This window comes from Pseudomonas brassicacearum, assembly GCF_003732265.1.
Classification (GTDB): domain Bacteria; phylum Pseudomonadota; class Gammaproteobacteria; order Pseudomonadales; family Pseudomonadaceae; genus Aquipseudomonas; species Aquipseudomonas brassicacearum_D.
Window position 1 is genome coordinate 195,234 of the sequence record NZ_MOBK01000002.1, and the last position, 19,291, is coordinate 214,524.

Here is a 19,291-nt window from a genome sequence, read left to right on the forward strand (position 1 = left end):
ATCGACGCTAAAGTTGCTGCAAATGCCCATAGAGCTTTGCGTACAAACCACCCTCGGCAATCAGTTGTTGATGGTCGCCATCCTCGGCAATCTGTCCGCCATCGAACACCAGCACCCGATCAGCCTGTTTCACCGCCGACAACCGATGCGCAATGATCAGCGTGGTGCGGTGGCTGAGAAACCGCGCCAGTGCCTGATGCAGGTTGTATTCGGTGGCGGCGTCCAGCGCCGAGGTCGCCTCATCGAGAATCACCACTTTGGGTTCGGCCAGCACCATCCGCGCAATCGCCAGGCGTTGGCGCTGGCCGCCGGACAACCGCACGCCGGAGCGTCCGACGATGCTGTCCAGGCCATTGGGCAGCTCTCGAACCGTGTGGTGCAGCTGGGCAATTTCCAGTGCCTGCCAGCAAGCATCGTCGCTGCGTACACGGCCCATCGTCAGGTTGGCGCGGATGGTGTCATTGAACAGGGCCGGATGTTGCAGGACCACGGCGACGTTTTCGCGCACGGTTTCCAGACCGATCTCCTGCTGGGTCGAGCCACCGAAGCGGATGGTCCCGGCCGACGGCGTGTACAAGCCCAGCAACAGTTGCACTAGCGTACTTTTGCCGCCGCCACTGGCGCCGACAATCGCGACTTTTTCACCGGGGGCGATGGACAGGTCCATCTTGTTCAACACCAACTCATCGCCGTAACCGAAGCTCAGGCCCTGCACTTCAATGCCCACAGTGTCGCGACCCTGGAACGGGTCGACACCACCGGGGTAATGCGGCTCATCAGCCCGCGCCAACAACTCGTTGATCCGCGACAGCGCACCGCCAGCCGCGTAGTAGGCGTATTGCAGATTCAGCAGCTGCTCCACCGGGCCGATCATGAACCACAGGTAGCTGAACACCGCCAGCATCTGGCCAATGGACAGGTCGGAGAACAGCACGGTGAGCATCGCCGCCGCGCGAAAAATATCGATGCCGAACTGGAACAGCAGGCCGCTCGCCCGGTTCGAGGCATCGGTTTTCCATTGCGAGCTGATCGCGTAATCGCGCACTTCCCGGGCCCGCAGGCCAAGGCGACCAAGAAAGAATCCCTGACGGTTGCCGGCACGCACTTCCTGGATCGAGTCGAGGGTTTCGGTCAACGCCTGGGTGAAGCGCGAGGTGCTGTCGTTCTCGAGTTTCTTCAGGTGCTTGACCCGCTTGCCCAGCTGCACCGTGGCGTAAATCACCAACGGATTGAACAGCATGATCAGCAGCGCCAGCTTCCAGTGCATCCAGATCAGAATGCTCGCGGTGCCGACGAGCGTCAGCATCGCCACGAGGAAACGGCTGAGGGTTTCGCCGACGAATTTGTCCAGTGTGTCCAGGTCGGTGACCAGGTGCGTGGTCACCGTGCCGCTGCCCAGGCTTTCGTATTCACCGAGGGAAATGCGCTTGAGCCGCTCGATCAGCCGGGTGCGAATGCGATAGACGATGTCCTTGGCCAGCGCCGCGAACAATTTTGCCTGTATCACGTTGAACAACAAGGCGCCGCAGCGCAGCAGCAACGTCACGAACAACATCAGGCCGATGTAGCCGGCCGCTTTCTGCCAGCCTTCGGGCAGGGCGTGGTTCATCACTTTCAGCGCGGCGTCACCGTGGCCCAGCAACACTTCATCCACGAGCAACGGCAGCAGCAACGGAATCGGCACGCTACACAAGGTCGCCAGCACGGCGACGCCATTGGCGATCCACAGGGATTTTTTATGGTGCAGGGCCAGTCGGCGGATTTCGGCCCAGCTCAGCCGATCGACACGCGTGGGAGCCGGGGCGTCATCAGGTCCCTCATGCACAGGCAGCGCGCTCCAGCCAGCGGCCGAGCAACGGGGACAATTCACTCAAGGGCTGATAGCCATTGGTCAGCAACGCCAATTGACCATTGCGCTCCGCCAGCAAGGTTGGGAAACCGGCGATACCCAGGTCCTGGACCCAGGTGAAATCGGCTGCCGTGGCGGCGTGCATATCGGCACGATCAAACGCGGCAGCGAATTCGATGCGCGGCAGACCGGCCTGCTCGGCCAGTTCCACCAGCACGCTGGCGTGGGTGACGTCGCGACCTTCGGCGTAGAACGCATGCTGGATCAGGCCCAGCAGTTTCCATGCGCAATCCGGTGCCAGGGCACGCGCGGTCACCAACGCCCGGCAGGCCGGCTCGGTGTCGTACACGAAACCTTCCGGCAACGCGCCTTCGGTCTTGAACGGTTGGCCGGTGGCCTCGGTGACCGCCTGCCAATGTTCAAGAATGTAACGCCGGGTGGTCGGCTCCAGCGCCGCACCACTGCCGGTGCGTAACCCCCCGACGATCAGATGCAGCTCTACGCCCGCCGCGTGCGCCTGTTCGACCAAGGCATTGGCCACTGGCGCAAACCCCCAACACCAGGAACACATCGGATCCATTACATAGAGCAGGCGGCGCGCAGACATGGTTCAAGCCTCGGAAGGAGTTTGCTTGTAGTTGTAGCCGATCGGGTGCGGCAAGTTGCGCGCCTTGGCCAGTTCGATCTGCTTCTGCCGATCGATGGCACTGCGCCGGGTCTTCTCGCTCAGCGTATCCCAGCAATGCGGGCAGCTGATACCGGCGACGTAATGCTCGGAGGCACGGTCTTCGACGCTGATCGGCGTACGGCAGGCATGACATTGATCGTAGTCGCCTTCGCTGAGGTCATGACGCACGGTCACGCGGTTGTCGAACACGAAGCAGTCGCCCTGCCATTTGGTTTCTTCCTGCGGCACCTCTTCGAGGTACTTCAGGATGCCGCCCTTGAGGTGATATACCTCATCGAAGCCTTCGCTGAGCATGTAGCTCGACGCCTTCTCGCAGCGGATGCCGCCGGTGCAGAACATCGCGACCTTCTTGTGCACGGCCGGGTCGAAGTTGGCTTTGATGTAGTCGGGAAATTCGCGAAAACTGGTGGTTTTCGGGTCGATGGCGCCTTCGAAGGTGCCGATCGAGACTTCGTAGTCGTTACGGGTGTCGATCAACAACACTTCCGGATCGCTGATCAGCGCATTCCAGTCCTGTGGATCCACGTAGGTGCCGACCTTTTTGTTCGGGTCCACGCCTTCAACGCCCAGGGTAACGATTTCTTTCTTGAGCTTGACCTTGGTGCGGTAGAACGGCTGATCGTCGCAGTACGACTCTTTGTGATCGATGTCGTCCATGCGTGGGTCGTTCTTGAGCCAGGCCATCAGCCCGTCAATGCCTTCGCGGCTGCCGGACACGGTGCCGTTGATGCCTTCTTCAGCGATCAGCAGCGTGCCTTTGATGCCGTTGTCGACCATCGCTTGCAGCAGGGGCTCGCGCAGGGCGACGTAATCTTCCAGGGTGACGAACTTATACAGTGCCGCCACGACAATCTGTTGTGTCATGGGTATTTCTCCAGGTGGCTACCCTCGCAAAGGGTGAACCGGATTCAAAAAAAAACGCGCCGGGTGAGCGGCGCGTTGCGGATTCTAGCAAAAAACGCGGGTTTAATGCTTGCTGCCGCCAGCACAGGTCGGCGAGGCCGGAGCCGCGTCGATCTGTGCCCATTCCTCAGGCGTGTAGGTATGCAGCGCCAACGCATGAAACTCGCCCATCAGCTCGCCGAGCGTGCCGTAGACTTTTTGATGACGCTTGACCCGGTTCAGCCCTTCGAACTGCTGGCTGACCACCACGGCCTTGAAGTGGGTCTGCAACCCACGGCTGTGCATGTGGCTTTCATCCAGCACTTGCAGATGCTGCGGCTGTAACAGGCCCAGCGTTGATTCGATGCGTTGTTGCATGGTCATACCGAACTCCGCTTAAGGCTTTTTCTTGGCTGCTGGAGCGGCGGCGCCTTTCGGGTCCAGCTCGGCAGTCATGTCAGCCAACAGTTTGTTGACCACAGGCACCGCGCTTTCCAGCTTGGCTTGAGTCATCTGGGCCGATTGCTGAGTCAGCTGCGGCATTTTTTCCAGGACTTTCTTGCCCAGTGGTGACTGGTAGAACGCTACCAGGTCTTTGAGCTCGGACTCGGTGAAGTTGGTGGTGTAGAGCTTGACCATGTCCGGCTTCAGCTTGTTCCAGCCAATGGCTTGGTCCAGCGCGGCGTTGGCTTTGGCTTGATACGTTTCCAGCAAGGCTTTTTTCGATTCAGGGGCTTTGGTCTGTTCAAAGCGCTGAGCGAACATTTGCTGTACTTGCATGTACACCGGAGTGCCCAATTTGTCAGCGTGCGCCAGGGTCAGGAAAGCTTCGGCACTGGCGTTGTGGCTGGCGGTATCGGCAAAAACTGGGCCGCTGGCGCAAACCAGTGCAACCGCGGTACAGATGGCACGAAGACGAGTCATCGAGTTTCCTTTTCTAGCAGGCGAGGTAAAACCCCAAGGGCGTCCATTCTGCGCCTAAAAAAGTGTGTCACTCAACCCCAAGCCTTGTCAGGCCTGAATTAGAGGGGTTGAAGAGGCAAAAAACCTTCAGATGGAACCACGGCCGACGATCACGGCCTAAACTGCGCTATCAGACCTACAGGAGTGTGCATGATGAGCCGTATCGAAACCGACAGCCTTGGCCAGGTGGAAGTCCCGGATGAAGCTTACTGGGGCGCTCAGACGCAACGCTCGCTGATTAACTTCGCCATCGGCAACGAAAAGATGCCGCTGGCAGTGCTGCATGCCCTGGCGCTGATCAAGAAAGCCGCGGCGCGGGTCAATGACCGTAACGGTGACGTGCCCGCCGACATCGCCCGGCTGATCGAACAGGCCGCCGACGAAGTGCTCGATGGCAGCCATGACGACCAGTTCCCGCTGGTGGTCTGGCAAACCGGCAGCGGCACTCAAAGCAACATGAACGTCAACGAAGTGATCGCCGGCCGCGCCAACGAACTGGCCGGCAACCCGCGCGGCGGCAAGTCGCCGGTGCACCCCAACGATCACGTCAATCGCTCGCAAAGCTCCAACGATTGCTTCCCCACCGCCATGCACATCGCGGCGGCCCAAGCCGTGCAACACCATTTGCTGCCGGCCATCGGTGAGCTGTCGGGTGGATTGGCCGAGTTGGCGGCGCGCCACATGAAACTGGTCAAGACCGGTCGAACGCACATGATGGACGCCACGCCGATCACATTCGGTCAGGAAATCTCGGCGTTTATCGCGCAACTGGATTACGCCGAACGGGCGATCCGCAGCGCGCTGCCAGCCGTGTGTGAACTGGCCCAGGGCGGCACCGCCGTTGGCACCGGCCTGAATTCACCCCACGGTTTTGGCGAAGCGATTGCTTCCGAACTGGCGGCCCTTTCTGGTCTGCCGTTCATCACCGCACCGAACAAATTCGCGGCGCTGGCCGGTCATGAACCGCTGACGACACTGTCGGGGGCGTTGAAGACCTTGGCGGTGACCCTGATGAAAATCGCCAACGACCTGCGCCTGCTGGGTTCCGGCCCCCGCGCCGGTTTCGCCGAGGTTAAACTGCCGGCCAACGAACCGGGCAGTTCGATCATGCCGGGCAAGGTCAATCCGACGCAGTGCGAAGCGCTGTCGATGCTGGCCTGTCAGGTGTTGGGCAATGACGTCGCCATCGGCTTTGCGGCGAGTCAGGGCCATCTGCAATTGAACGTGTTCAAACCGGTGATCATTCACAACCTGCTGCAATCGATCCGTCTGCTGGGGGATGGCTGCAGCAACTTCCAGCAGCACTGCATCGCCGGGCTTGAACCGGACGCAGAGAAAATGGCCGAGCATCTGGAGCGTGGGTTAATGCTGGTGACGGCGCTGAATCCGCATATCGGCTATGACAAATCGGCGGAGATTGCCAAGAAGGCGTATGCCGAAGGGCTGACGTTGCGGGAGTCGGCGTTGCAATTGGGGTATCTGACGGATGAGCAGTTTGATGCGTGGGTAAGGCCGGAGAATATGCTGGAGGCTGGGGCCAAGGGCTGAGATGTGTAGCGCCTGACAGTCAGCCATCGCGGGCAAGCCACGCTCCCACAGGTTCTGAGTCGATCAAGGATATTGTGATCTACACAAAACCTGTGGGAGCGTGGCTTGCCCGCGATGAACGATAACGCGCTTAACCTGCTGCCATTCGTACCTTACGAGCCTTGAGCCCCGCAATCAACGAAGGCCCCAACGCCACCAGCGCCGACCCCAACACCACCAGCACCGCCCCGCCATAACCCAGTCCATTGATCGTCTCGGCATGCACATAGTCGGGCCACAACCACGCGGCCATGGACACCGCGACAAACGTCACCAGCGGCGTGATCGCCAGCGTCGCACTCACCCGCGACGCTTCCCAATGGGCCAGCGCTTCGGCAAACGCGCCATAGGCAATCAGGGTATTCATGCAGCACGCCAGCAGCAACCAGCCTTGCAGCGGGCTCAATTGCAGCGCTTCAAGCGGATGCACCCACGGTGTCAGCAACAGCGCGCAGAACAGGTAGATCACCATCATCACCTGCAACGAATTCCACACCGTCAGCAATTGCTTCTGCCCCAAGGCGTAGAAGGTCCAGACCGTGGACGCCAACAACACCAACAGCACGCCGGTGGTGTATTCGGTCAACGAGGTGAGCAACTCGGCCAGGCGCTGATTGAAGAACAGGGCGAACCCGATCAGCAGCACCAACAGGCCAATCCCCTGCCCCACGCTGAAACGTTCCTTGAATACAAACAGACTGGCGATCAGCAACATGATCGGTCCCATCTGCACCACCAGTTGCGCGGTGCCGGGGCTGAGCAGGTTCAGGCCCATCAGGTACAGCACGTAGTTGCCGACCAGACCAAACACCGCCATCAACACCAGCCAGCCACCTCGCGGGCCGAGGACTTTGCGCGTGGGCAAACGCTTGGTGGCTGCCAGATAAACGAACAGGCAACTGCCGGACACGATCAGGCGAAACCAGGTGACGGTCACCGGGTCCATCACCAGCAGCACTTGCTTGAGCTTGATCGGCAGGATCCCCCACAACACCGCAGTCAACAGGGCCAGAAACAGACCGTAAACCCAGCGACCGGATGAAATGTGCATGCGAACCCCAACAGCCAGATGGCGAGAAACACCATTCTAGGCGCAGCGGCGTCTGGCACACAGGGACAGTTGGCGAGTGGACGCGAATGAAACTGTGCAGGTCGCAGCGGCCGTCGATCAGTTGGCCGGGCACAGTCCGGGGTTCGTGCATAAGCTCAGGGGATTCACCCTCAGGAGATCGCCATGTACGGCATGCGCGCCCAGGACAACGCCCCCGCGACCCACTTTCGCAGTGACCGGTTGTGTCGTGTGAATGGGGAGCTGTATTTCAGTACTCGGGAAAATACGCTCGAAGGGCCGTTTGATAATCCGCAGGCGGCAGAGCGGGAGATTCAGGCGTATATCGAGCGGATGCAGATTTTGAGTACCCGCCGTTAGACCGAGGCGCTACCTTCGCGAGCAAGCCCGCTCCCACATTGGAATGCGATCGAATGTGGGAGCGGGCTTGCTCGCGAAGGTGGCCTGATGATCACCGCAAACGCTTGAGCCTTAACGCACCGCCTCAAACAACCCCGTAGCGCCCATCCCGCCACCCACGCACATGGTGACGACGCCATAACGCAAATTGCGCCGCTGCAATTCCCGCACAAGATGCCCGACCTGACGCGAACCGGTCATGCCGAACGGATGGCCGATGGAAATCGAGCCGCCATTGACGTTGTACTTCTCGTTATCGATCTCCAGCCGGTTACGGCTGTACAGGCACTGCGAGGCAAACGCTTCGTTGAGCTCCCACAGATCAATGTCGGCAATCTGCAAGCCCTTGGCCTTGAGCAACTTCGGCACCGAAAACACCGGGCCAATGCCCATCTCATCCGGCTCGCACCCGGCAACCGTGAAACCACGGAAGAACGCCTTCGGCTTCAGGCCTAGTTCCAGGGCTTTTTCCAGGCTCATCACCAGCGTCATCGACGCCCCGTCGGACAGCTGCGACGAGTTGCCCGCCGTGACCGAACCGTCTTCGGCAAACACCGGTTTCAAGCCGGCCAGGCTTTCCAGCGTGGTGTCCGGACGGTTGCAGTCGTCGCGATCGACGATGCCATCGAGGATTTGAATCTGCCCGGTGGCCTTGTCTTCAACCCGGTACTTCACCGCCATCGGCACGATTTCATCATCGAACAGACCGGCAGCCTGAGCCTGTGCAGTGCGCTGCTGGCTTTGCAGGGCATACAGATCCTGCGCTTCACGGCTGACATTGTAGCGACGCGCGACGATTTCAGCGGTCTGGCCCATCGGGAAATAGATGCCCGGCACCTGCTCTTTCAGCAGCGGGTTGATCAGGTTGTCGGTATTGACGCTTTTCATGGTCAGGCTGATGGACTCGACGCCACCGGCAACGATGATATCGCTGCAACCCGAGGCAATCTGGTTGGCGGCGATGGCAATCGCCTGCAAGCCCGAGGAGCAAAAACGGTTGAGGGTCATGCCGGCGGTGCCGATGCCCAGACGCGACAACACGGCCACGTTACGCCCGATGTTGTAGCCCTGAGCGCCCTCGTTGGAGCCTGCACCGACGATGCAATCCTCGACGCTGGCCGGGTCGATGCCGGTACGCGCCAACAAGGCGTCGACACAATGCGCCGCCATGTCGTCCGGACGGGTCTGGTTGAACTTGCCGCGAAAGGATTTGGCCAGGCCGGTCCGCACGCTGTCGACGATCACCACTTCACGCATGGCATACCTCATTGTTGTTGTCGGTTGAGAGTGGACCGAGCATAAGTCCACCTCATAACCGACCGCGACAATCATTCACCCCGCGTATGCGTAACCATCGCCTCAGTTCTTCTGCTTCTTGGCCTTTTTGTCGGACTTTTCAAACGCGTCCTCCAATGCCCGATTGATCGTGCGCAGGACTTTGACCCGCGCCCAGCGCTTGTCATTGGCTTCCACCAGGGTCCAGGGCGAAATTTCGGTACTGGTGCGATCGACCATATCGCCGACGGCGGCACGGTAAGCGTCCCATTTGTCGCGATTGCGCCAATCGTCTTCGGTGATCTTGAAACGCTTGAAGGGAATTTCTTCCCGGGCCTGGAAACGCTCCAGTTGGGTCTGCTTGTCGATGGCCAGCCAGAACTTGACGACGATGATGCCCGAATCGGAAATCTGCTCTTCGAAGTCGTTGATCTCGCTGTAAGCCCGCAGCCAGTCCGCTGGAGGACAGAACTCTTCGATGCGTTCCACCAGCACCCGCCCGTACCAGGACCGATCAAATACGGTGAACTTGCCCTTGGCCGGCAGGTGGCGCCAGAACCGCCACAGATATGGCTGCGCCCGCTCCTCTTCGGTCGGCGCGGCAATCGGCACGATGCTGTACTGGCGCGGATCGAGCGCCGCCGCGACCCGCCGGATCGCCCCGCCCTTGCCCGCCGCATCATTGCCTTCGAATACCGCCACCAACGCGTGCTGACGCATGCGTTTATCGCGCATCAGGCCGGAGAACCGCGCCTGTTCGGTAATCAACTGTTCTTCGTAATCGTCCTTGTCCAGACTCAGGGTCAAGTCGAGGCTGTCGAGCAGGTTGATCTGATCGATATGGATCGGCAGCGGCGCGGCGTTGACCTTGTCGGGATGGACCTTGGATCGCTTGAGCGCATTTTGCAGGCCTTCGAGCAGGATCTTGCCCACCGCCAGGCTGCGATAGTGGGGATCCACCCCTTCAATCACATGCCACGGCGCGTAGTCGCGGCTGGTGCGACGCAATACGCGCTCGCCGTACTTCACGAACTTGTCGTAGGTCCGGGATTGTTGCCAGTCCAGTGGACTGATGCGCCAGCTGTGCAGCGGATCGTCGGCCAGGGCCTTGAGGCGTGCCTTCATTTGTTTTTTGGACAAGTGGAACCAGAACTTGAAGATCAGCGCGCCTTCGTCGCAGAGCATTTTTTCAAAGCGCTCGGACTGATTGATCGACTGATCCAGCACGGCATCCTTGAACAGGCCATGGACCCGGCCTTGCAGCATCTGGCTGTACCAGTTGCCAAAGAAAATCCCCATGCGGCCCTTGGCCGGCAACATCCGCCAGTAACGCCAGGCCGGTGGCCGCGCCAGCTCTTCGTCAGTCTGCTGGTCGAAGGTGCGGACTTCAATCAGGCGCGGGTCCATCCATTCGTTGAGCAGCTTGACCGTCTCGCCCTTGCCGGCGCCTTCGATGCCGTTGATCAGGATGATCACGGGAAAGCGCTTTTGCTGCTGAAGTTCGAACTGCGCTTCGAGCAACGCTTCACGCAGCGCCGGCACCTCGGCGTCATAGGTTTCTTTGTCGATGGCGTGACCGATTTCGGCGGATTCAAACATGGACGGCTCCCTTTCCAGATTGAGCAAGACTAGCGGATTGGGCTGCTCACCCGCAGAGAAAATTCCCTGCCATGTGGGCTTTTGTGGCGAGGGGGCTAGAATGGCGGCCTTGCCGTTGCCGAGCCTGCCATGAAACCTGTATTGCCTCACGCCCAACTCGACTGGGACGACCAGGGTCGCCCGTATTCGCGAGTGTTCGACGACGTGTATTTTTCGGACAAGTCCGGTCTTGAAGAAACCCGTTACGTGTTCCTCGGACAAAACAATTTGCGTGAGCGTTTTGCGGCGTTGGCGAACGGTGGCCGCTTGGTCATTGGCGAGACCGGCTTCGGCACCGGGTTGAATTTTTTGTGTGCCTGGCAGTTGTTTGAGCAACACGCTGTGGCGGGTGCGCGGCTGCACTTTGTCAGCGTTGAAAAGTACCCGTTGAACGCACCCGACTTGCAACGAGCCCTGGCGTTGTGGCCGGAACTCAAACCGTTCGCCGATCAATTGCTCGCGCAATACTTCGCGATCCATCAAGGCTTCCAGCGACTGATCCTGGATAACGGCCGCGTCACCCTGACACTGCTGATCGGCGACGCACTGGAGCAGTTACCGCAACTGGACGCGCAGATTGACGCCTGGTTTCTCGACGGTTTCGCCCCGGCGAAAAACCCCGACATGTGGACCGCCGAACTGTTTGCCGAACTGGCACGGCTAGCGGCGCCAGGCTCGACCATCAGCACGTTCACCAGCACCGGTTGGGTGCGTCGCCTGCTGAATGCGGCGGGCTTCAAGATGAAGCGCACGCCTGGCATCGGCCACAAATGGGAAATCCTGCGGGGCGTGTTCCTCGGTTGGCCCGAAGACAGCGCCGCACCCGTTAGCGCAAAACCCTGGTTTGCTCGCCCGACGCCGCTGGACGGCGAACGTCATGCGCTGGTAATCGGTGCCGGACTGGCCGGCTGCGCCACGGCGGCAAGTCTCGCTGCACGGGGTTGGCAGGTCAGCTTGCTGGAGCGTCACGACGCGCTCGCGCAAGAAGCCTCGGGCAATCCACAAGGGGTTTTGTACCTCAAGCTGTCGGCCCATGGCACGGCGTTGTCACAGTTGATTGTCAGTGGTTTTGGCCACACCCGTCGGTTGCTCGAGCAGTTGCAACGCGGTGTCGACTGGGACGATTGCGGCGTGTTGCAACTGGCCTTCAATGCCAAGGAAGCGGAACGTCAGGCGCAGTTGGCAGCGGCGTTTCCCGACGACTTGCTGCACCTGCTTGATCGCGAAACAGCCGAGCGCCGCGCCGGTATCTCACTGCAATCGGGAGGCCTGTTTTACCCCGAAGGCGGCTGGGTCCATCCACCCGCCCTGTGCCAATGGCAAGCGAGGCATCCGAACATCCGGATTCTGACCCATCGTGATGTGCTGGAACTACGCCGCGTCGGTGGGCAATGGCAGGCGTGGGATGGTAAATCATTGCTGGCCGACGCTCCCGTGGTGGTGCTTGCCGGCGCCGCCGAGATCAAGCGTTTCCCCTACAGCAGCGAACTGCCGCTCAAACGAATTCGCGGGCAGATCACCCGGCTGCACCAGACATCTGCAAGCCAAAGCCTGAGCACCGTCGTGTGCGCCGAAGGGTATGTCGCTCCGGCACGTTTGGGTGAGCACACCCTCGGCGCGAGTTTCGATTTCCATAACGATGACCTGACACCGACCGCTGCCGAGCATGCCGGCAATCTGCACATGCTCGAAGAAATATCGATGGACCTGGTCGCGCGACTCGGCGCAGACACCTTGCAACCCGAAACGCTTGAAGGTCGCGCCGCGTTTCGCTGCACCAGCCCGGATTACTTGCCGATTGTCGGCCCACTGGCCGATAACCAGGCATTCACCGACGTCTACAACGCCCTGAGCAAGGATGCCCGACAAACTCCGGACATCCTTTGCCCATGGCTGGACGGGTTGTATGTCAACAGCGGTCACGGTTCACGGGGGCTGATTACTGCGCCGTTGTCGGGCGAGTTGCTGGCCGCCTGGCTCGACAACGAACCGCTGCCATTGCCCAGAGCCGTGGCCGAGGCCTGTCACCCGAACCGCTTTGCCTTGCGACGCCTCATTCGGGGTAGATGAACCCACTTAACTGTCCCCCGGCGCGCAAATCCCCAGTTCCGCGATTTTCAAGGCGTCCTGGGTCAAGCGCTCGAAAACGGCATTCTCCGCGGCCTCTTTCTCGGCTTTGATCACCGATACCTGACTGAGGTAGTCGCCTGTCGTCAGACTCTCGGCTTTCTCGAACACCGCCCTCATCCTTGCCGGATAAGTATCGTTAACAGAGTCGAATTGTCGCGGGTAGTTGCGACTCAGGTAATCGGTCCAGAACGTCTGACGAACCAAAAACCTCATGAAATCCGGTGTCAGTTCGGCCGCTTTGACTTTTTGTTCCGCTGTATCGAGCATGGCTTGAGTCACGCCACTCAATGATGCGTAGCGCATGTGCCTGGGCTGACCAGGTAGCTGGAAGGTTTCTGCCAGCCCTGTTCGAAAGGCCAGACTGACTTCCAGCGGGTCGGCCTTGGGGTCCTTCGCAATCCGGGTCTGGGCAATCTGCTCCAGTTGATCTAGTCGAAACAGGCCACGCCCCAATTTCAATAGCTGCTTCGCCCCAGCGCGCGAGGAGTTGGAGGCGCTGACCACCTTGTCCACCTCCACGGCAACTTCCAGGTGGCTGAAGTTAAGTGCTGCCGCATCTGCGCAGTGGATCGGGTTGGCAGCCAACTCGAACAACTGCTCGCGCATCGGGGTGTCGGCTCGAGCCGCGTCCAACACGTTCCAGACTCGCCGGGTCATGTCCTCTCGAACATGTTCGGTATCGGCGGTATGCCCCAACTCGGCCAACAAGTGAAACAGACCGGTGGAGGTGTGATCGTCCTTTATTGCCGTCCAGGAAGCGGTCCGTGCGGGCGACGCCCACTCATTCGGCAACCACAGCTCCCGTGCACGCTGCTCATCCAATCGATCAATGTCATCTTCGAGAAAACCCATGCCGATCCCGACCCGGTCGCGATAGGTATTGAGTTGATTGCGTGTGGGGCTGGAAAGCGGGTTCGTGCGCAAGTTAAGCGTCTCACTGAACCGCCGGGGGGTGCTGAACAACCATTCCGGCAACAGCTTGATTTCATTGTTGCGTAGATCGACCCGATCCAGATTGGGCAGGCGCATCAGGTTGTTCGGTAACTCGGTGGCGCAGGTGTCTCGCAACGACAAGTAGCGCAAATCGAACAACTTGCCGACATCCAGCGTGGCGCCGAGACGGCGATTGGCGCTCAGGTTCAAGGTTTCAAGCGTGCGCATTTCGGACAACTGCGTCAGGCTTGCCACGGTCAATTGCAGATCGTTATTTGCCAGGCTGAGGTGTCTGAGATTCGGCATCGATGAAAGCACTTCAGGCAGCCCGGTCAGCTTGTTGTCGTTCAGTTCCAGCGACTCGATACTTCTGAATGCCTTGAGGAAATCGGCAACGTCGTTGTCCAGGTCCATGTTTTTAAGTGACAGCAACTGCACATGGTCGAAGTTCAATTCAGCGGGCAGTACTGGAAACTTGCCAACGCGCATCCCGTCGAGCTTTAAAGCCGGCACTGAAGCGCCCTTGTCATTACGCAAGAAAGACATGCGCCGCCAACTGTTTTCCAAAAGATCAGACACCTGTCTGCGACTCTGGCGACGCTCGGTTTTTTCCAATCCCAGGCTCAGGCCCGTCTCATCCTTGCTCCAGGCATCGAGCGCCGCTCGCAACGACTTCAATGCCTGCTTTAGCTTTCTGACTTCTTTCGCGCGTGTCAGATGATCATTGCCCAATCCGTCAAGAAACGTCCGGGCCTCTGCGCCGGAAAGCCGTGGATACAGCTTTTTAACCTTGCGGACCAGCGCCCAAGGGTGGGTCGCGGCAGGTACTGGGTCATCTGCCTGTAGACAGTGGACCGGCTCATCAAGCGTCGAGTCAGCCAACGCCCGACCAGCGCTTGCTCGATCCTCACGCCCCTTGTCCAACAGATCACTGCGCAAACGCCAGCCATCGCTTTCCCCCAGAGTGGTGATGCCCATGGCGGTACGCTGATTCTGTGGAATTGCACGCAGCGTCGCGTGGTAGAGACTGTTTGATCCTGAAGCCGCAGCGCCAAGGGATTCACCGTCGCTGCCAAACGCTTCGTGGCCGTTCGCCGTGCTGACGATGATCCGTTTAAGCGCCGCATCTGCTTTGCCGGTACTGGCCGACAACGTACCGCTCACCGAACCTTCACGCAGTTCCAGACGCAAATCATCACTCCAGCCGCGCAGCCCAGGCAGTAATTTAATGGCCAGCTTCTGGGTGTCGGCCTCGCCGATCTCGGGTAGACACAAACCTGTCAATGCCCTGTCCAGGCGCAGGTCGGCCAACGCTTGTCGAATCCTCTGCGCCAACGCCATGGCGACACGACCACTGGTGCGCAGATGCAGACGCTCCCCGCTGGTGGATTGCGCAATCAATTCCTCAGCCAGGCCAACAGGAAGCGCTGGAAAAACACTGCGTATTTTTTGTACGTCGGCGACGCTGCTCTGGTCGTAGCGCTGATAAAGGTGCTTGAACGCCGACCGGCGATCAGTCTTGAGCGCCGCGCCAAGTTTTTTCGCCAGTTCCTTGCTTTCGGAGCCGCGGGCAACCTTCCTTCCCAGCAATGCTTCAACTTCGCGTGGATAGAGGCCAGCCACCACCGTTTCAAGCAGCTCGCCCTGGTTCAACTGCGCTTCGGTCACTTCGACACTCTGTTCTGCATCGTGCACCAGGGTCGATGGCGGGTACATCGCCTTGATCTTGCGCTCGTTATCGAGCACTTCGATGTAACGGTCCGCCGGCCAACCGGGCAAGGACGGCAACGTGTGCAATTGCGTTTGCGCCTGATCGGCACTCCTCCACTGGCCGCTTTCCATGTCCGAAATGAAGTCACTGAGTTTCTGCTCGATCCGGAAACGCTCGATGCAATCCTTCAATCGGGCGGGCAGCCCCCTGTTCTCTTCACCCAGGTGATTCAACTGACTGACCGAAGTACCGGTGATGGTCCGGACGTGTTCCAGTCGCGCTTCATCGATCGCAGCCAGACGCGGATCAATGCGTTTCAACCCATAGAGGCCACTGCTCCATTCCTGGGGATGCTCATGAGCAAAACGCCAACCACCCTCGCCGTTATGTTCGACCACCGGTGAAAAAGCGTCGCGGCGGGCGGGATGCTTGACGCGCCACTTGCCCAAACCTGAATCCAATGCAATTTCATAAGTGGAACCGTCGATTCTGGCGAAACGCTGCTCACCCACGCGATAGATTCCCTCGGCATCAGCGGTCGCATCCACAGCCGTCCTTTGCCGGTACGGTTCCACCTCCGACTTCCAGAGCCTGGGTTTACCCGACGCGTTGTTGATGGCGATGAAGTGACTGAAAAAATCCGGGTGCGCCGCGACAGTCCGCTTGACCAGTGAACCGATGGCCTTGGTACCCGCCGCAAACGCCGCCATCATCGCAATGTTTTCGGCCACATTGAGCAGGTGTGCCATCGCGCCGGCCTTGTCATCATGGCGCCAGTCTTCAATGCCGTCGTAAACCTCACCCAACAACTGCCCGACAGCAACGCCCATCATCAATTGCCCCAGCACGGGTACAAACAGCCCCGCGATATTGGCAATCAGCAGGCCCCTTTCTTCATAACCCAGCAGGCGTTTCTGGCGAACTTCGGCGTCCACCTCCGATGTCGGCACGGCCAACACCGACGCATCGCTCTTCATCTTCGTGACGTGGCTTTGATAAAGGAAAGTGAACAGTGTCGTGGGAATGGCTGGCGTGCCGATCTTCCAGTCCTCCTGCTGCGCCAGAGACTTGAAAAAATCGGTCCTGTTGCTCTCATCGATGTAACCGGCGAAAAAGTCAGCGTAAGCGCTGATCTTCAGTTGCTGGATCAAGTACCACTGGAACAGCGCAAAGGTGGTGTATTCGTAAACCGGCCGGTTGGGGTCGTTCGGCATGTACACCACGCACGCGTCCGCGGGATGCTCCTTGAGCGAACGCTTTGAAAAGATCACCACGCCCCACATGCAGGCGCCGAACATCTCCAGCCCTTGCAGGTGAACCGGTGCGGTGTCGTAAAGGATGGGCGTAACGCCCGAGGCCGTTCCGGCACCGCTGGTCAGCGTCAGCCCTTGCAGCATCTGAAACGCCGAATCGCCAATGTGCCCCTTCAGGCACGCGGCGTGAGCATCGACCTTCAGGGCGCTCACCTTGAGCTGACGGATATCAGGGTCGAGCGCGGCAGGTTTGAAGGTGTCCGTGAAATGAGTCTGGTACTTGCGCCCCAGGTCCAGGTCGCGACAAACCTTGGCAAACGCCATAGGTGTCAACCCGGGCACGCCATCCGGCGTTGAAGCCACGCGTACAATCGCGCCCGCAGGAAATCCATCGTCCTGCGTTTCATCCTCGGTAAAGTTATGCATGGCAGCCTCTAGCAGGCTACGTCGGGCAATCACGTTCTGTTTGACAACATCGTCGGGCTCGGTTGATCCGGGGCAACCACAGTCAAACCCCGGCAACTCAACGCGGTCTTGCTCTACATCGAATACCACGTCGTATTGCCGCGTCAGCTCCTCCGTCAGTTCAACGCGGCAGAACTCATGCAACGGCTTAAGTCGATCAAGCGTCGGTTGGACTTTCAGCTGACAGGCTTGAAGCTCACGCATCGCGGCTGCAAACGCCACGATTTTTTCCGGCGTTGCATCGGTGAGCCACGCGGGAAGAGTCTTTTGAAGCGACTCGGCGGTTTCCAGATCGCCGGTCATCTGCATGAGGGCGGCGAGCTTGTCCGTGGAGGTGAACGGCTTGATCGCCGCCGTAACAGGGGTCTGCACTGGCATACGCAATGTTCCTTATTGCATACAAGAAAGCCCCTGACGTTAATACCTTCTCTGCCCCATGAAAAACTCAAAATCCAAGGGTTTTCAGCGGCTTAAGCAGCAGCATTTTCTATGTTTAACCTAACTATGTACCGCACATGGACCGCGATTTTAAGTTAATGGCGCACGCCTGCTTATTCCTTCTTATTACTTATCGATCTAAAACTCCCACGGTCCCACCGGGTCAGTTTCTGAGTACCCGCCGTTTTGGCCGGGTATCGATTGACCCTCCCCAACGGAAAAACCGGTAAGGATTTTATGTGCGGATTAGCTGGCGAGTTACGCTTTGATCATCAACCTGCGGACCTCGCGGCCGTTGAACGAATCACCCATCACCTGGCCCCTCGCGGCCCGGATGCATGGGGTTTCCATGCCCAAGGGCCGATTGCCCTGGGCCATCGTCGACTGAAAATCATGGACCTGTCGGACGGCTCGGCGCAGCCGATGGTCGACAACCAACTGGGCCTGTCCCTGGCCTTCAACGGCGCGATCTACAACTTCCCGGAATTGCGCACCGAGCTCGAAAGCCTTGGTTATGCCTTCTATTCCGGCGGCGACACCGAAGTGCTGCTCAAGGGCTATCACGCCTGGGGCGAAGCCTTGCTGCCCAAGCTCAACGGCATGTTCGCCTTCGCCATTTGGGAACGCGATACCCAGCGCCTGTTCATCGCCCGCGACCGTCTCGGCGTCAAGCCGTTGTACCTGTCGCGCACCGGCCAGCGCCTGCGATTTGCCTCGGCACTGCCGGCATTGCTCAAGGGTGGCGACATCAACCCGATACTCGACCCGGTGGCGCTCAATCATTACCTGAATTTCCATGCTGTGGTCCCGGCACCGCGCACCTTGCTGGCCGGCATTGAAAAACTGCCGCCAGCCACCTGGATGCGTATCGAAGCCGATGGCCGCACCGAGCAGAAAACCTGGTGGACTCTGCCCTACGGCCCTCGCGCCGACGAAATGAACCTGACTCTGGAAGACTGGCGCGACCGGGTGCTCGACAGCACCCGCGATGCGGTGGCAATTCGTCAGCGGGCGGCGGTCGATGTCGGCGTGCTGTTGTCGGGCGGCGTCGATTCGAGTTTGCTGGTCGGGCTGTTGCGGGAAGTCGGCGTGGAAAACCTGTCGACCTTCTCCATTGGTTTCCAGGATGCCGGCGGCGAGCGTGGCGACGAGTTCCAGTATTCGGACCTGATCGCCAAGCACTACGGCACCCGGCACCATCAATTGCGCATCGACGAAAAAGAGATCATCGAACAACTGCCCGCCGCGTTCCGTGCCATGAGCGAGCCGATGGTCAGTCATGACTGCATCGCCTTTTATCTGCTGTCCCGCGAAGTGGCCAAACATTGCAAAGTGGTCCAGAGCGGCCAGGGCGCGGACGAGTTGTTCGCCGGGTATCACTGGTATCCGCAAGTAGACGGCGCCGCCGATCCGTACACCGCCTATCGCGAGGCGTTCTTCGACCGCAGCTATGACGATTACGCCGCCACCGTGCAGCCGAAATGGCTGACAGCGAATGACGCTGCCGGTGACTTCGTGAAGGAACATTTCGCACAGCCCGGCGCCGATGCGGCGGTGGACAAAGCCCTGCGTCTGGACAGCACGGTGATGCTGGTGGACGACCCGGTCAAACGCGTCGACAACATGACCATGGCTTGGGGCCTGGAAGCACGCACGCCGTTTCTCGACTATCGACTGGTGGAGTTGTCGGCCCGTGTGCCGGGCAAATTCAAATTGCCGGACGGTGGCAAACAAGTGCTCAAGGAAGCGGCGCGCCTGGTGATTCCGAGTGAAGTCATCGACCGCAAGAAGGGTTACTTCCCGGTGCCCGGCCTCAAGCATCTGCAGGGCGATACGTTGAACTGGGTACGCGAACTGCTGCTCGATCCGAGTCAGGATCGCGGTCTGTTCAACCCGGCGATGCTCGACCGTTTGCTGACTGACCCGCAGGGTCAATTGACTCCGCTGCGCGGCTCCAAACTGTGGCAACTGGCGGCCCTGAACCTGTGGCTCAGTGAGCAAGGAATCTGAT

General features: G+C 59.6%; 13 protein-coding genes. 4 read left to right on the forward strand and 9 right to left on the reverse strand.

Annotation, left to right across the window (positions count from 1 at the left end):
* Positions 1 to 7: 7 nt before the first annotated feature.
* From BK660_RS07010 to BK660_RS07030, 5 genes are all read right to left on the reverse strand, one after another.
* The gene (locus BK660_RS07010; protein WP_123432705.1) at positions 8 to 1,825 is read right to left on the reverse strand and encodes an ABC transporter ATP-binding protein; all 1,818 of its coding nucleotides are present in this window, start codon (positions 1,823 to 1,825) and stop codon (positions 8 to 10) included.
* Positions 1,818 to 2,420, reverse strand: a complete 603-nt coding sequence (locus BK660_RS07015; RefSeq protein ID WP_185045031.1) for a DsbA family protein — start codon at positions 2,418 to 2,420, stop codon at positions 1,818 to 1,820. Before BK660_RS07015 ends, BK660_RS07010 begins: the two co-directional genes overlap by 8 nt.
* Positions 2,421 to 2,459: 39 nt before the next feature.
* Positions 2,460 to 3,401: an oxygen-dependent tRNA uridine(34) hydroxylase TrhO gene (gene trhO / locus BK660_RS07020; protein ID WP_027924099.1), complete on the reverse strand. Its 942-nt coding sequence runs from the start codon at positions 3,399 to 3,401 to the stop codon at positions 2,460 to 2,462.
* Positions 3,402 to 3,503: 102 nt separating this feature from the next.
* Positions 3,504 to 3,803, reverse strand: coding sequence for a BolA family protein (locus tag BK660_RS07025; protein ID WP_008151216.1), 300 nt, complete (start codon positions 3,801 to 3,803; stop codon positions 3,504 to 3,506).
* 12 nt (positions 3,804 to 3,815) lie between these two features.
* Positions 3,816 to 4,343: a DUF2059 domain-containing protein gene (locus BK660_RS07030; RefSeq protein WP_027924097.1), complete on the reverse strand. Its 528-nt coding sequence runs from the start codon at positions 4,341 to 4,343 to the stop codon at positions 3,816 to 3,818.
* A gap of 192 nt (positions 4,344 to 4,535) precedes the next feature.
* Here BK660_RS07030 and BK660_RS07035 point away from each other — a divergent pair, with 192 nt between their 5' ends.
* Positions 4,536 to 5,930 (forward strand): class II fumarate hydratase, encoded by a 1,395-nt coding sequence (locus tag BK660_RS07035; RefSeq protein WP_123432707.1) that lies wholly within the window; start codon positions 4,536 to 4,538, stop codon positions 5,928 to 5,930.
* Between the two features lie 130 nt (positions 5,931 to 6,060).
* Here the strand turns inward: BK660_RS07035 and BK660_RS07040 are convergent, their stop codons facing one another.
* Positions 6,061 to 7,020 (reverse strand): DMT family transporter, encoded by a 960-nt coding sequence (locus BK660_RS07040; RefSeq protein WP_123432708.1) that lies wholly within the window; start codon positions 7,018 to 7,020, stop codon positions 6,061 to 6,063.
* Between the two features lie 183 nt (positions 7,021 to 7,203).
* On the opposite strand from BK660_RS07040, the gene BK660_RS07045 reads away from it, so the two are divergent.
* Positions 7,204 to 7,398, forward strand: coding sequence for a DUF6316 family protein (locus tag BK660_RS07045; protein WP_123432709.1), 195 nt, complete (start codon positions 7,204 to 7,206; stop codon positions 7,396 to 7,398).
* A 111-nt stretch (positions 7,399 to 7,509) separates the two neighbouring features.
* On the opposite strand, the gene BK660_RS07050 is transcribed toward BK660_RS07045, so the two are convergent.
* Both BK660_RS07050 and pap read right to left on the reverse strand, forming a co-directional pair.
* Positions 7,510 to 8,694 carry a thiolase family protein gene (locus BK660_RS07050; protein ID WP_123432710.1) on the reverse strand — a complete coding sequence of 395 codons (1,185 nt, stop codon included), beginning with the start codon at positions 8,692 to 8,694 and terminating at the stop codon, positions 7,510 to 7,512.
* 102 nt (positions 8,695 to 8,796) lie between these two features.
* Complete coding sequence (gene pap, locus BK660_RS07055; RefSeq protein WP_123432711.1) at positions 8,797 to 10,311, reverse strand: polyphosphate:AMP phosphotransferase; 1,515 nt, start codon at positions 10,309 to 10,311, stop codon at positions 8,797 to 8,799.
* Positions 10,312 to 10,440: 129 nt separating this feature from the next.
* On the opposite strand from pap, the gene mnmC reads away from it, so the two are divergent.
* Positions 10,441 to 12,420, forward strand: a complete 1,980-nt coding sequence (mnmC, locus tag BK660_RS07060; protein WP_123432712.1) for a bifunctional tRNA (5-methylaminomethyl-2-thiouridine)(34)-methyltransferase MnmC2/FAD-dependent 5-carboxymethylaminomethyl-2-thiouridine(34) oxidoreductase MnmC1 — start codon at positions 10,441 to 10,443, stop codon at positions 12,418 to 12,420.
* A 6-nt stretch (positions 12,421 to 12,426) separates the two neighbouring features.
* Here the strand turns inward: mnmC and BK660_RS07065 are convergent, their stop codons facing one another.
* Complete coding sequence (locus BK660_RS07065; RefSeq protein ID WP_123432713.1) at positions 12,427 to 17,220, reverse strand: NEL-type E3 ubiquitin ligase domain-containing protein; 4,794 nt, start codon at positions 17,218 to 17,220, stop codon at positions 12,427 to 12,429.
* A gap of 297 nt (positions 17,221 to 17,517) precedes the next feature.
* Between BK660_RS07065 and BK660_RS07070 the strand changes: the two genes are divergently transcribed.
* Positions 17,518 to 19,290 (forward strand): N-acetylglutaminylglutamine amidotransferase, encoded by a 1,773-nt coding sequence (locus tag BK660_RS07070; RefSeq protein WP_123432714.1) that lies wholly within the window; start codon positions 17,518 to 17,520, stop codon positions 19,288 to 19,290.
* Position 19,291: the final 1 nt, after the last annotated feature.

Excerpts from the sequence above, each read along its gene's own strand:
- BK660_RS07025 (WP_008151216.1), bottom strand. The coding sequence starts at position 3,803 with ATGACCATGCAACAACGCATCGAATCAACGCTGGGCCTGTTACAGCCG.
- pap (WP_123432711.1), bottom strand. The coding sequence starts at position 10,311 with ATGTTTGAATCCGCCGAAATCGGTCACGCCATCGACAAAGAAACCTAT.
- BK660_RS07040 (WP_123432708.1), bottom strand. The coding sequence starts at position 7,020 with ATGCACATTTCATCCGGTCGCTGGGTTTACGGTCTGTTTCTGGCCCTG.
- BK660_RS07065 (WP_123432713.1), bottom strand. The coding sequence starts at position 17,220 with ATGCCAGTGCAGACCCCTGTTACGGCGGCGATCAAGCCGTTCACCTCC.
- BK660_RS07035 (WP_123432707.1), top strand. The coding sequence starts at position 4,536 with ATGAGCCGTATCGAAACCGACAGCCTTGGCCAGGTGGAAGTCCCGGAT.
- BK660_RS07045 (WP_123432709.1), top strand. The coding sequence starts at position 7,204 with ATGTACGGCATGCGCGCCCAGGACAACGCCCCCGCGACCCACTTTCGC.
- mnmC (WP_123432712.1), top strand. The coding sequence starts at position 10,441 with ATGAAACCTGTATTGCCTCACGCCCAACTCGACTGGGACGACCAGGGT.
- BK660_RS07050 (WP_123432710.1), bottom strand. The coding sequence starts at position 8,694 with ATGCGTGAAGTGGTGATCGTCGACAGCGTGCGGACCGGCCTGGCCAAA.
- BK660_RS07015 (WP_185045031.1), bottom strand. The coding sequence starts at position 2,420 with ATGTGTTCCTGGTGTTGGGGGTTTGCGCCAGTGGCCAATGCCTTGGTC.
- BK660_RS07070 (WP_123432714.1), top strand. The coding sequence starts at position 17,518 with ATGTGCGGATTAGCTGGCGAGTTACGCTTTGATCATCAACCTGCGGAC.
- trhO (WP_027924099.1), bottom strand. The coding sequence starts at position 3,401 with ATGACACAACAGATTGTCGTGGCGGCACTGTATAAGTTCGTCACCCTG.
- BK660_RS07030 (WP_027924097.1), bottom strand. The coding sequence starts at position 4,343 with ATGACTCGTCTTCGTGCCATCTGTACCGCGGTTGCACTGGTTTGCGCC.